This is a genomic window from Micromonospora sp. CNZ309, assembly GCF_002846525.1.
In genome coordinates this window covers 4,822,384-4,835,620 of sequence record NZ_PJNG01000001.1, presented here as the reverse complement: position 1 = coordinate 4,835,620, position 13,237 = coordinate 4,822,384, and the positions used below count along the sequence as shown (strand labels likewise).

General features: G+C 67.6%; 5 protein-coding genes and 3 rRNA genes. 5 read left to right on the top strand and 3 right to left on the bottom strand.

Features of this window, described 5'->3' with window-relative positions; genetic code table 11:
- Window positions 1-443: 443 nt before the first annotated feature.
- The 3 genes from CLT72_RS20340 (at window position 444) to rrf (ending at window position 5,648) form a co-directional block, all read left to right on the top strand.
- A 16S ribosomal RNA gene (locus CLT72_RS20340) occupies window positions 444-1,958 on the top strand.
- 376 nt (window positions 1,959-2,334) lie between these two features.
- A 23S ribosomal RNA gene (locus CLT72_RS20335) occupies window positions 2,335-5,444 on the top strand.
- Window positions 5,445-5,531: 87 nt separating this feature from the next.
- Window positions 5,532-5,648, top strand: a 5S ribosomal RNA gene (gene rrf / locus CLT72_RS20330).
- The 16S, 23S and 5S rRNA genes sit together here, the layout of an rRNA operon.
- A 470-nt stretch (window positions 5,649-6,118) precedes the next feature.
- On the opposite strand, the gene CLT72_RS20325 is transcribed toward rrf, so the two are convergent.
- Window positions 6,119-7,933, bottom strand: a complete 1,815-nt coding sequence (locus CLT72_RS20325; RefSeq protein WP_101415282.1) for a VanW family protein — start codon at window positions 7,931-7,933, stop codon at window positions 6,119-6,121.
- Window positions 7,934-8,111: 178 nt separating this feature from the next.
- Between CLT72_RS20325 and nudC the strand changes: the two genes are divergently transcribed.
- Entirely contained in the window at window positions 8,112-9,032 is a 921-nt protein-coding gene (nudC, locus tag CLT72_RS20320) for an NAD(+) diphosphatase (protein ID WP_101413146.1), read from the top strand.
- Between the two features lie 17 nt (window positions 9,033-9,049).
- Here nudC and CLT72_RS20315 read toward each other — a convergent pair whose 3' ends face one another.
- Window positions 9,050-10,297 (bottom strand): polysaccharide biosynthesis protein, encoded by a 1,248-nt coding sequence (locus tag CLT72_RS20315; protein ID WP_197697781.1) that lies wholly within the window; start codon window positions 10,295-10,297, stop codon window positions 9,050-9,052.
- Window positions 10,298-10,452: 155 nt separating this feature from the next.
- Here CLT72_RS20315 and CLT72_RS20310 point away from each other — a divergent pair, with 155 nt between their 5' ends.
- Complete coding sequence (locus CLT72_RS20310) at window positions 10,453-11,208, top strand: FkbM family methyltransferase (RefSeq protein WP_089002986.1); 756 nt, start codon at window positions 10,453-10,455, stop codon at window positions 11,206-11,208.
- Window positions 11,209-11,223: 15 nt separating this feature from the next.
- Here the strand turns inward: CLT72_RS20310 and CLT72_RS20305 are convergent, their stop codons facing one another.
- Window positions 11,224-13,119, bottom strand: coding sequence for a hypothetical protein (locus tag CLT72_RS20305; RefSeq protein WP_486484286.1), 1,896 nt, complete (start codon window positions 13,117-13,119; stop codon window positions 11,224-11,226).
- Window positions 13,120-13,237: the final 118 nt, after the last annotated feature.

The window sequence follows — 13,237 nt, the reverse complement described above, 5'->3', positions numbered from 1 at the left end:
TTGGCGCAGCGGAGCCGACCGGGTAAGGTTCACGGCCGGCAGGAAACCGGGCGAGCTCGCGGGAGACCGCAGAGCGGCCGGTCTGCCAAATCCGATGATCAATCGCAGCGGTCCGCCGCTGCGTGCGCTCGTCGGCGCCAACCCGTACGAAGCACGACAGACCGGGACAAACGGTTTGACACGGCGCGGACGGCGAGGTAGCGTAGTAAAAGTGCCCGGCGCGGGAGCGGCGGGGATGTGAACGAAATGCCCCGGGTCGGGGGCTCCACGGTGTGGGGTTTCCGGGCGGTGTGTGGTTGTTCTTTGAGAACTCAACAGGGTGCTTGATAAGCCAGTGCCAAATTGATTTATACCCCTTGGCTGGCAGACCGTTTCGGTGGTTTGTTGGTCTTGGATTCCTTTGGCAACACTTTTTGTTGTCGGGACAGTTTTTCAACAAGTTTTTGTTGGAGAGTTTGATCCTGGCTCAGGACGAACGCTGGCGGCGTGCTTAACACATGCAAGTCGAGCGGAAAGGCCCTTCGGGGTACTCGAGCGGCGAACGGGTGAGTAACACGTGAGCAACCTGCCCTAGGCTTTGGGATAACCCCGGGAAACCGGGGCTAATACCGAATAGGACCTCTGACCGCATGGTTGGTGGTGGAAAGTTTTTCGGCCTGGGATGGGCTCGCGGCCTATCAGCTTGTTGGTGGGGTGATGGCCTACCAAGGCGACGACGGGTAGCCGGCCTGAGAGGGCGACCGGCCACACTGGGACTGAGACACGGCCCAGACTCCTACGGGAGGCAGCAGTGGGGAATATTGCACAATGGGCGGAAGCCTGATGCAGCGACGCCGCGTGAGGGATGACGGCCTTCGGGTTGTAAACCTCTTTCAGCAGGGACGAAGCGTAAGTGACGGTACCTGCAGAAGAAGCGCCGGCCAACTACGTGCCAGCAGCCGCGGTAAGACGTAGGGCGCGAGCGTTGTCCGGATTTATTGGGCGTAAAGAGCTCGTAGGCGGCTTGTCGCGTCGACTGTGAAAACCCGCAGCTCAACTGCGGGCCTGCAGTCGATACGGGCAGGCTAGAGTTCGGTAGGGGAGACTGGAATTCCTGGTGTAGCGGTGAAATGCGCAGATATCAGGAGGAACACCGGTGGCGAAGGCGGGTCTCTGGGCCGATACTGACGCTGAGGAGCGAAAGCGTGGGGAGCGAACAGGATTAGATACCCTGGTAGTCCACGCTGTAAACGTTGGGCGCTAGGTGTGGGGGGCCTCTCCGGTTCCCTGTGCCGCAGCTAACGCATTAAGCGCCCCGCCTGGGGAGTACGGCCGCAAGGCTAAAACTCAAAGGAATTGACGGGGGCCCGCACAAGCGGCGGAGCATGCGGATTAATTCGATGCAACGCGAAGAACCTTACCTGGGTTTGACATGGCCGCAAAACTGTCAGAGATGGCAGGTCCTTCGGGGGCGGTCACAGGTGGTGCATGGCTGTCGTCAGCTCGTGTCGTGAGATGTTGGGTTAAGTCCCGCAACGAGCGCAACCCTCGTTCGATGTTGCCAGCGCGTTATGGCGGGGACTCATCGAAGACTGCCGGGGTCAACTCGGAGGAAGGTGGGGATGACGTCAAGTCATCATGCCCCTTATGTCCAGGGCTTCACGCATGCTACAATGGCCGGTACAATGGGCTGCGATACCGTGAGGTGGAGCGAATCCCAAAAAGCCGGTCTCAGTTCGGATCGGGGTCTGCAACTCGACCCCGTGAAGTCGGAGTCGCTAGTAATCGCAGATCAGCAACGCTGCGGTGAATACGTTCCCGGGCCTTGTACACACCGCCCGTCACGTCACGAAAGTCGGCAACACCCGAAGCCGGTGGCCCAACCCTTGTGGAGGGAGCCGTCGAAGGTGGGGCTGGCGATTGGGACGAAGTCGTAACAAGGTAGCCGTACCGGAAGGTGCGGCTGGATCACCTCCTTTCTAAGGAGCACCTTCCGACGAAAGTCGGTAAGGAGCCCGCGGTCCGCGAATGTCGGGTCGGGGTGCTCAATGGCGGAGACACTGGTGAGTCGGATGCTGGCAACGGCCGGGATACCTAGTACGGCCATCCTTCGGGGTGGTGTGGAACGGTTCCTCCTGGTGCGGCTGGGGTTCGGCGCTAAGCACCCTGTTGGGTCCTGAAGGAACAACCTCTGGGTTGTTTTTTCGGAGCCTTGTGCGGGACGTGAGTGTTCCGTGGGCTGCCAGGCATGGCCTGGTCTCGCATACCGATCACTGTGGTGGTGCTGGTGTGGGGCTTGTGGGTTGTGGGTTGGTCGTTTGTTGAGAATTGCACAGTGGACGCGAGCATCTTTGTGGTCAAGTTGTCAAGGGCGAACGGTGGATGCCTTGGCACCAGGAGCCGATGAAGGACGTGGGAGGCCGCGATAGGCCTGGGGGAGCTGTCAACCAAGCTGTGATCCCAGGGTGTCCGAATGGGGAAACCTGGCTGGAGTCATGTCCAGTCACCTACACCTGAACACATAGGGTGTATGGGGGGAACGCGGGGAAGTGAAACATCTCAGTACCCGTAGGAAGAGAAAACAAATAGTGATTCCGTGAGTAGTGGCGAGCGAAAGCGGATTGAGGCTAAACCGGCTGCGTGTGATACCTGTCAGGGGTTGCGTGGTCGGGGTTGTGGGACCCTGCTGAGCGAGCTGACACTCGTTCGAGAAGTTACAAAGTCAGTGGCTAGTCGAACAGTCTGGAATGGCTGACCGTAGACGGTGAGAGTCCGGTAGGTGAAAGTTGCTGACCTTCTGTGGGTGTTCCCGAGTAGCGGCGGACCCCTGAAATCTGCCGTGAATCTGCCAGGACCACCTGGTAAGCCTGAATACTTCCTGGTGACCGATAGCGGACGAGTACCGTGAGGGAATGGTGAAAAGTACCCCGGGAGGGGAGTGAAATAGTACCTGAAACCGTTCGCCTACAATCCGTCGGAGCCTTGCGGGGTGACGGCGTGCCTTTTGAAGAATGAGCCTGCGAGTTAGTGGCATGTGGCGAGGTTAACCCGTGTGGGGGAGCCGTAGCGAAAGCGAGTCTGAATAGGGCGATTCAGTCGCGTGTCCTAGACCCGAAGCGGAGTGATCTAGCCATGGGCAGGCTGAAGCGCGGGTAAGACCGCGTGGAGGGCCGAACCCACCAACGTTGAAAAGTTGGGGGATGACCTGTGGTTAGGGGTGAAAGGCCAATCAAACTCCGTGATAGCTGGTTCTCCCCGAAATGCATTTAGGTGCAGCGTCGCGTGTTTCTTGCCGGAGGTAGAGCACTGGATGGTCTAGGGGGCCCACAAGCTTACCGAAATCAGCCAAACTCCGAATGCCGGTAAGTGAGAGCGCGGCAGTGAGACTGCGGGGGATAAGCTTCGTAGTCGAGAGGGAAACAGCCCAGATCACCAGCTAAGGCCCCTAAGCGTGTGCTAAGTGGAAAAGGATGTGGGGTCGCATAGACAACCAGGAGGTTGGCTTAGAAGCAGCCACCCTTTAAAGAGTGCGTAATAGCTCACTGGTCAAGTGGTTCCGCGCCGACAATGTAGCGGGGCTCAAGCACACCGCCGAAGCTGTGGCATTCACATTTTAACCTTGCAGCGCCTTGATGTGTTGTGCAGGTGTGTGGATGGGTAGGGGAGCGTCGTGCCGGGGGTGAAGCAGCGGGGTGACCCAGTTGTGGACGCGGCACGAGTGAGAATGCAGGCATGAGTAGCGAAAGAAGGGTGAGAAACCCTTCCGCCGGATGACCAAGGGTTCCAGGGCCAGGCTAATCCGCCCTGGGTGAGTCGGGACCTAAGGCGAGGCCGAGAGGCGTAGTCGATGGACAACGGGTTGATATTCCCGTACCCGCGAAAGAGCGTCCCTGATGAACCTCGTTGTGCTAACCATCCGAACTTGGGGCGGTCTTCGGACCAAACTGGGGGAGCGTGGGAACCTGGCGGGTAGTAGTCAAGCGATGGGGTGACGCAGGAAGGTAGCTGAGCCCGGCCGGTGGTTGTGCCGGGGTAAGCGTGTAGGCCGTGTTGTAGGCAAATCCGCAACACATGGAGGCTGAGACGTGATGCCGAGCCGATTCAGGTGAAGTCAGTGATCCTATGCTGCCGAGAAAAGCCTCTAGCGAGTTCTTAGCGGCCCGTACCCCAAACCGACACAGGTGGTCAGGTAGAGAATACCGAGGCGATCGGGCGAACTGTGGTTAAGGAACTCGGCAAATTGCCCCCGTAACTTAGGGAGAAGGGGGGCCGGAGACGTGAAGCCCCGCGCGGGTGGAGCGTTGTATGGCCGCAGAGAGCAGGGGGAAGCGACTGTTTACTAAAAACACAGGTCCATGCGAAGAAGTAATTCGATGTATATGGACTGACGCCTGCCCGGTGCTGGAACGTTAAGGGGACCTGTTAGCTCTTCGGGGCGAAGCGGAGAACTTAAGCGCCAGTAAACGGCGGTGGTAACTATAACCATCCTAAGGTAGCGAAATTCCTTGTCGGGTAAGTTCCGACCTGCACGAATGGCGTAACGACTTCCCCACTGTCTCAACCACAGGCCCGGCGAAATTGCATTACGAGTAAAGATGCTCGTTACGCGCGGCAGGACGGAAAGACCCCGGGACCTTTACTATAGCTTGACATTGGTATCTGAGTTAGCTTGTGTAGGATAGGTGGGAGCCGGTGAAGTCCATACGCCAGTATGGGTGGAGGCAATCTTGAAATACCACTCTGGTTGATTTGGGTATCTAACTTCGGACCGTTATCCGGTTCAGGGACAGTGTCTGGTGGGTAGTTTAACTGGGGCGGTTGCCTCCTAAAGGGTAACGGAGGCGCCCAAAGGTTCCCTCAGCCTGGTTGGCAATCAGGTGTTGAGTGCAAGTACACAAGGGAGCTTGACTGTGAGACTGACAGGTCGAGCAGGGACGAAAGTCGGGACTAGTGATCCGGCACTTGCGAGTGGAAGCGGTGTCGCTCAACGGATAAAAGGTACCCCGGGGATAACAGGCTGATCTTCCCCAAGAGTCCATATCGACGGGATGGTTTGGCACCTCGATGTCGGCTCGTCGCATCCTGGGGCTGTAGCAGGTCCCAAGGGTTGGGCTGTTCGCCCATTAAAGCGGTACGCGAGCTGGGTTTAGAACGTCGTGAGACAGTTCGGTCCCTATCCGCCGTGCGCGTAGGATACTTGAGAAGGGCTGTCCCTAGTACGAGAGGACCGGGACGGACGAACCTCTGGTGTGCCAGTTGTCCCGCCAGGGGCACGGCTGGTTAGCTACGTTCGGAAGGGATAACCGCTGAAAGCATCTAAGCGGGAAGCTCGCTTCAAGATGAGGTATCCCACCCCACTTTGTGGGGGTAAGGCCCCCAGCTAGACGACTGGGTTGATAGGCCGGAAATGTAAGCCCGGTAACGGGTTCAGTTGACCGGTACTAATAGGCCGAGGACTTGACTACTAAGCTGCTACGCGTCCACTGTGCAACTCTCGATAAACGAACAACAGACCACGCGGTGTGTGGTGTTGTTTGATATGTCGATAGAGTTACGGCGGTCATGGCGGAGGGGAAACGCCCGGTTACATTCCGAACCCGGAAGCTAAGCCCTCCAGCGCCGATGGTACTGCACTCGGGAGGGTGTGGGAGAGTAGGACGCCGCCGGACAATTTTTCGGTTCAGGGTCACCCTTCGGGGTGGCCCTGAACTGCGTTGGGCACCCTTTTCCGGACGGGTTGCCCGACCGGGCCGCGTGGTGCGGTGCCGCCGCTGCTCAGGGACGCTCGACATCCGGAGCGTGGCCTCGCTCAACTCAGGCCCTGGGACAGCCCTCCGTCCGAGGAACTCCGGGTCTGTTTCATGAACCGTGACTGGCTGCGCCGGATCTCGACGACGGCGGTGAAGTCCGCTCGCCCGATACCACGAAGGTATTTTCATGCCACCTAGGTATCAGTGCTCGGCGGTTGTGGGCCATCATCGGCGGTAGCGGGTCAGCAGTGGTCGTCCGTAGCCGCGGTGTCGGTCAGGCTCGGGCTGGATCGCGTGGCCCCGGTGGTCGGCGCGGTGTGCGTACGGGATGAGGAAGCCCCGCCGGCGACTGGCCGGCGGGGCTTCTCCGAGCGTGAGTCAGGCGGCCGTCAGGACGGCTCGGGACCGCAGATGAAGCGCGGCTCGGCGGAGTAGCGCCAGGTGAACTTCTCCCGCTTCACGACCTTGCCGTCCTTCTTGAACACCCGGAAGGCGTCCTGGGTGAAGCCCTGGCTGCCGCTCGCCGGGATGCACGTGGGGCCGGGCTCCAGGTAGACCGTCTTCGGCTGGGTGATGTTGCGGCGCGGGGTGTACTCGGTCTTCACGCTGTCCCAGATCTTGGTGCTCCAGATCGACACGGTGACCGAACTCGACGTGTAGGAGGTGTCGATCAGTACGCCGTGCTCGGTGTTGTTGCGGAACTTGAAGTCCAGGTCCGGCCAGAAGATGGTCGACTCGATGACCGCCGGGTACCGGCTGAACCAGTACGAGTGCGGTTTGTGCTCGACGTCCTCCAGCCCGGCGTAGTACGTCGCGTTGAACAGCGTGGTGGTGAACTGCGAGGTGCCGCCGCCCACCCCGGGGACCAGCTTGCCGTCGAGGATGACCGGGGCGTCCCGGTAGCCCTGGGCGTAGCCGCGCTCGCCGGTGTGCCCGTTGAGGGAGAACGTCTCGCCGGGCAGCACCACCGTGCCGTCCACGTCCTTCGCGATCGTGACGATGTTCTGGCTGCGCGGCGAGGAGAGCCCACCGGTGAACCGCGTGGTGAAGGTGGAGACCCGCTCCTTGATGCCCAGCCCGGCCAGCTTCGCCGCGGTCAGCTCCGGCTCCGCCGGCTTCAGCTCGCCGGTGACCTTCCGGTCGTCCGCCTTCGGCAGGACGGCGAGCAGGTCGCGGCCGAGCGCCTCGCTGTCGAGCTGCTGACCGGGCCTGCCCTCGACGACCTTCGGCTTGCCGCCCGAGATGGTCATCCGCGCGTCCTTCGGCGGCACCTCGATGGCGGCCAGCTCGCCGCCGAGCGCGGCGCGCAGCCGCTTCACGTCGACCTGCGGGGTCAGCTTGCCGGCCTTGTCGGCCGTGAACCGCAGGCTCTTCGCGATCGCCTTCGGCGGGACCTGCACCGAGCCCTTGCCGGTGGTCAGCGTGACCGGGGCGGCCACGGCCGGCTTCGCCAGCTCGGCCACGAGCCGGTCCACCTCCTCGGCGCTGGTCGCCGGGTGCGTCTCGACCAGCGGCACGGTCACCGGCTGCCCGGCGAGCCAGCCCTCCCGCACCACCTGCGCGGAGCGTTCCGGATCGAGCGCGAGGCTCGGCTTCGGATGCACCGCCTTGGGCGTGGTGCCCTTCCAGGTGATCGCCGGCATGGTCATCTTCCGGCCCTGGTCGCCGACGACCTTCTCGAGGGCGGCGTCGAGGCGGGCCGTGTCCACGGTCACCACGGGCTGCACCGCCCGGGACCCCACGAGCCGGTCGACCGCGTGCGCCTCGGCCTCCGCCGCCGCCGCCACCGTGGCGTCGACGTCGATCGACAGGCCGACGGCGGCCGGGTCGATCGTGGCGGTCCGCTCGCCGACGCGTACCGACAGCGGGGCGTTCAGGGCGGCGGCGCGGCGTTCGAGCTCCGCCCGCAACTCCCGGGCGGCGTCCGCGCGGCTCCGGCCCCCCAGCTCCGCGCCGAGCACCGTCGTCCCGCGCGGCACGTCACCGGCGTACGCGTAGGCGCCCGCCCCGGCCAGGGAACCCAGCACCGCCGTGGCGACCCCGGCGGCCAGCAGCAGGCGGAACCGGCGGGACCGTGAGCCGCCCGGCCCGGCTGCCGGCGCGACCGGCTCCGGCTCGTCACCGGGCCAGGTCACGGCTGTCACCTGCACGGTGGGCCGGTCGTCGGCGGGTGGGGGCTTCTCGCCGTACAGCGTCACGGTCACCTCGATCGGACGTACCACAACGGGGGAGCACACCTCCGCCCGGAAGACACCTACGGTAACCGGCGCCCCGGCGGGGCGGCAGCCTCCGCCCGTACCGTCGCGTACGGCGTGTCGTCCGGCGTGTCGGGGAACACCGGCCGACCGCCGGCCGGGGCGGCGGGCATGGCACGGTAGGGGCATGAAAGCGGACGAGGCGGTCCTCGCGTACGGGGGCGGTTGGCTGGACCGGGCGGGCGAACTGCGTACCGACCAGCAACGGCTCGCCGCACTGCTGGCGGACCCGGCGAGCACCCTGCTGCCGCTCTGGCGGGACCGCTGCCTGGTCGCGGGGGACACGCCGGTGCGGCTGACCGGGGAACGGGCGGCCGGGGCGCTCGCCGTCGCCGACGAGACGGTCTTCCTCGGCATGGACGAGGGCTCGGCCGTCTTCGCCGTGGATCTCTCCGGGCTGCCCGAGGCCGCCGCCGTCGAGGTGGCGGGGGCGGCGGCCGCCGTGGACGTCCGGGCGCTCGTCGGCCGGCTCGACCCGGCCGGGGCGGCCGTCCAGGCGTACGCGAGGGGCCTGCTGCACTGGCACCGGCAGCAGCGCTTCTGCGGCACGTGCGGGGCGTCGACCGTGGCCCGGGGCGGTGGACACGTGCGCTCGTGCGCGCGGGCGGACTGCGGCCGGCTCCTCTTTCCCCGGATCGAACCGGCGGTCATCGTGCTGATCGAGGCGCCCGGCGCCCCCGACCGCTGCCTGCTGGCCCGGCACGCGGGCGCGCCCGAGGGGTCGTACTCGACGCTCGCCGGCTTCGTCGAGGTGGGCGAGAGCCTGGAGGACGCCGTCCGGCGGGAGGTGGCCGAGGAGGCCGGCGTGACGCTGACCGACGTGGCGTACGTGGGGTCCCAGGCGTGGCCGTTCCCGGCCGGCCTGATGGTCGGCTTCCGCGCCACCGCCGCCTCCGAGCGGGTGCGGGTCGACGGCGAGGAGCTGCTGGAGGCGCGCTGGTTCACCCGGGACGAGCTGCGCGAGCGGGCGGCCGTCGGACGGCCCCTGGGCCGCGTCGACTCGATCGACCACCACCTGCTGCACTCCTGGCTCGCCGCCGGCACCTGACCGCCACGGCCGGCACCTCAGGAGCCGCCGGGTCGGGTAGGGCCGGCCGAGGGGCGGCGGAAGGTCAGCCAGGCCATCACCGTGGCCGTGGCGACGGCGGTGGCGAGCGCGCAGACCAGGACGCCCTCGACCGTGCGCGGCGCGACGAGCAGGGCCGTCCCGGCGAGGACGGCGGTGGCCGCCCAGAGCGGCGCGGCGGGCCACCGGGCACCCGTCGCCACCTGGTCGTTGACCAGCATGAAGACCACCGCGTAGAGGGCGCCGACGGCGGCGAAGAGCGGTGCCGCGCCGGCCAGGTGCAGGTAGTCCGCCCCACCGGCGAGGCGGAACGCCAGCTCGCCGGCGAACGCGGAGGCGCCGACCAGGACCGCGCCGCAGGCCAGGATCAGCCCCAGCGCGGCGACCCGGGCCCGTTGGTCGCCCCGGGCGAGGCGGGGCAGCACCAGCACGGTGACCACCTGCGGCGCCCAGAGCGCTCCCTTGGTGAGCACCGACCCGACCGCGTACCCGCCGGAGGCGTCGTCGGGCAGTAGCTGGCGGGCGAGGATCAGGTCGGCGTACGAGATGGTGAGCATCGCCAACGACGCGCCGCACGCCGTCATGACGTGCCGGGCGGTCAGCCGGCGGTCCACCGCGGCGGCCGGGGCGCCCGTGCGCGGGGCCGGCGCGGCCGGCCGCACCGGGCGGGCGAGACGGGCCAGCAGGGGCAGGACGGCCAGCCCGGTGAGCGTGGCGAGCAGCAGGCAGGCGACCGGCCCCCGGCCGAGGGCCAGCCCGAGCACGAGCCCGCCGTAGCGGCCGGCGGCGAGCACGGTCATCGCGGCGGCCAGGCGCAGGAACCGCTGGTCGCCCTGGAGTTCACCGAGCCACCGGCCGGCCAGCACGGTGGCGAACGTGGTCGCCGCGAGCAGCAGGGTCAGCGCCACCGGCAGGCGCAGTGCCGCGCTGAGCGCCGGGGCGGCCAGCGCGGTGACTCCGGCGGTGAGCGCGGCGGTGCGCAGCGCGAGGCGGGCGGCGTTGGTGGCGCCCCACCGGGCGCGGTGCGCGGCCACCGCGATCTGGAGCCCGAAGCCGGGCACGGCCGCGATGGCGGCGAGGGCGAGCGCGGTGGCCAGCGCGCCCAGCTCGGCGGCGGCCAGCCGGCGGGCCCCGAGGACCGGGACCAGGTAGGCCAGCGCGTTGGTCAGCATGGTGGCGACGGTGACGGCGGCGCCCGCAGCGCCGAGCCGGACGGCTCCGGCTTCTCTGCCCGTCGTCCGGGTCATGTCACCCCATGTCGCGCTGCTGTCCGGCGCGGGCGGTGCGCGTCGCGGCCGGCGGAGCGGCCGGAACGGGCCCGACCCCGGGTGACGGTACCGGTCAGTAGGGTCTTGCGTCAGCCCCTGCCCATCGGGCCGGGAAGCGTCTAGTGTGCTGGCCCATGGCGTCGACGCACGTGGCCTCCGCAGCCACCTCCGGTTTGGCCTCGGTCCTGCCCGAACGGTTCGTCGCGGCCGCGATCCGGCGGGTCTACCCCCGAGTGGAGCCGGAGCTGGCCCGGTTGGCCGGTTTCGTCCCGCGCGGTGGCACGGCCGTGGACGTCGGCGCCTGGTACGGCCCGTGGACGGCCCGACTGCTCAGGCGCGCCGACCGGGTGGTCGCGGTGGAGCCCACCCCGCCGCTGGCCCGACAGTTGCGGGCGGCGTTCCCGGCCGTCGAGGTGGTCGAGGCGGCCGTGTCGGACCACGAGGGCACCGCGTCGCTCTACCTGCCCGAGGGCGGGGCGATCGTCGGCACCTCCTCGCTGGAGGACCCGCGGCAGGGCGACCCGGTGCAGGTCCGGCGGATCACGCTCGACTCGCTCGGCCTGACCGACGTGCGCTTCGTGAAGCTGGACATCGAGGGACACGAGCTGCCGGCGCTGCGGGGCGCCGCGGAGACGGTCCGCCGGGACCGGCCGGTGCTGCTCATCGAGGTGGAGGAGCGCATCCAGCCGGTCGGTCCGCTGCTGGAACTGCTCGCCGGCTGGGGCTACCGGGGGTACGTGCTGCCGGGGCGGGACTGGGTGCCACTGGCCGACTTCGACCTCGGCGGGCACCAGCGCGCGGCGATCGCCCGGGTCGGGCAGAGCTTCGCCCGCCGGGTGCTCTGGCCCCGCCCCCGCTACGTCAACTCGGTGCTGTTCCGTCCCGAGTGACCGTGCCCGGCGGGCTCACTGCTGCGGCACCGCGGTGCCGACGACGACCTCGTTGGTGCAGATCGTCACGCCGTGGCGCGGGACGGTCAGCTCGACGGTGTCGCCGCCGCCGGTGAACTCGAAGAAGTACTGGTGCAGGCCCTGCTTGACGGGGAACTCCCGGGCGCTGCCGCCGAGCCGGAAGACGGCGGTGGAGTCGGCGGAGCTGAGGTAGCCGACCCGGACCACCCAGAACCAGTCGTCGCGCGGTGCGCTGAGCGGCAGCCGTATCGTCTGCCCCCCGAGGATCTTGTAACCGCAGCCCTCGTCGGGGCCGGGCGGGACGGCGGGACCGTCGACCCGGACCGGGGTGATGCGTCCCTGGTCGTCGAAGATCGCCGGCTCCTCCGCCCCGGTGACGAAGACCGGGCCGTCCTCCAGCGCCTGGAAGAACTTCGACTGCCGGTTGTACGGCGCGGACAGGTTGGGCACCACGCCTTCGGGGACGGGCCGGTCGAGGAAGACCGTGCCGGGCGGGGCCGCGGCCAACTCGGCACGCGCGGTCTCCAGGTAGGCCAGGCCCCGCTTCACGGCCCACTCGTCGCCGTACCGCGCGGTGCTCCAGGCCGTGCCCAGACCCCCGGCGAGCAGCACGACGACGGTCAGGGTGCTGGCCGTCTCGCGGTACCGGGTCAGCCACTCCGGCCGCCGGTCGCCCGCTTCTCGCTCCCCGTCCGCGGGGTGCCCCGTCGTACCGTCCGCCGGCCCCGTGACCGGGGCAGCCAGGCCGAGCAGCGCGACGCCGACGCAGAGCGCGGCCACCACGACCACGTCGGTGACGTACCGGGGCACGGAACCGGCCACGTCGCTGTAGACCGAGCCGAGCCGGGTCGCGCCCAGCAGGGCCACCACGAGGGCCAGGTACGCCCCGAGCAGCACCCAGGCGCGCCCGGCGGTGCGCCGCAGGCGTACGGTCAGCACGACCAGGGTCAGGAAGACGGCCCAGGACAGCCATCGGCCCAGCTCCGGCGGCGCGGTCACCGGGGCGCCGTCGCCCGCCGCCATCCATGCCCACGGCCCGCCGAGCAGGCCCGGGACGACGGTCGAGCCGAGCAGCTGCCACAGGAACGAGAACACCTCGTTCAGCGAGTCCGGCTGGCGCAGCGAAGATTCCGAGCGGGTCAGGTAGAGCCCGGCGAAGCTCAGCGAGACGGCGGTGAGCACCGCCCACGACGGCCAGTAGCGGCGCACCGTGTCCCGCACCGCCCGTACCGGCGGGCCGTCGACGAGCAGGCACGCGGTGAACAGGAAGACCAGCGGCACCACCAGCAGGGCCTTCTCGAAGAAGAGCAGCCCGAACACCACCGCCAGGGCCAGACCGACCAGGTGCCGGCGACGACCGGTGCGGACATAGCGCAGCTGGGCGCCGATGGCCAGCACCATGGCGAGCTGCATGGGCACCATGTTCACGCCCACCGCCCACCAGGTGCCGGCCTCCAGGGTGAGCGGACTGAACAGGAAGATCGCGAGCGGCACCAGCAGTGCCAGGCCGGGTCGGACGAGCGTGCGGAGCAGCCGGAAGAAAGCCACCGCCAGTACCGCCTGGCCGGCGGTCATCAGCAGCACGTACGGCCAGTAGGCGAGGCCGACCACCCGGGTCACCACCCAGGTGAGCAGCAGGGCGGCCGGCATGAAGTGGTTGTTGTAGAGGGTGAGCAGGAAGTCCGGCGTGAGGTCGGCCTCCGCCGCCCGGGAGACCAGCACCCAGTCGTCGACCGCGAGGTGGCCCCGGGAGGCGAGCTGCGCCCGCCACACCAGACTGGCCACGATCATGGCGACGCCGATGGCCCGTACCGGGTCGGCGCGTACCCAGCCGCCGATCAGTCCGCTCTCGTCAGGCTGGGCGGCCCTTTCGGACCCGGTCGATGCCATGGCGGGAAGACTGCCACATCGCCGGCCGCTGTTCCCATCAGGCCAACGGATGGTTCGGTCCCCCGCGCAGGCCCGCGTACAGTGGCCGCCACCAGCGCGGCGGTCGTCGCGCCCGGGC

What these genes read in the sequence shown, in the direction of transcription:
- nudC (WP_101413146.1), top strand. Translation starts at nt 8,112, where the DNA reads ATGAAAGCGGACGAGGCGGTCCTCGCGTACGGGGGCGGTTGGCTGGAC.
- CLT72_RS20315 (WP_197697781.1), bottom strand. Translation starts at nt 10,297, where the DNA reads ATGACCCGGACGACGGGCAGAGAAGCCGGAGCCGTCCGGCTCGGCGCT.
- CLT72_RS20310 (WP_089002986.1), top strand. Translation starts at nt 10,453, where the DNA reads ATGGCGTCGACGCACGTGGCCTCCGCAGCCACCTCCGGTTTGGCCTCG.
- CLT72_RS20305 (WP_486484286.1), bottom strand. Translation starts at nt 13,119, where the DNA reads ATGGCATCGACCGGGTCCGAAAGGGCCGCCCAGCCTGACGAGAGCGGA.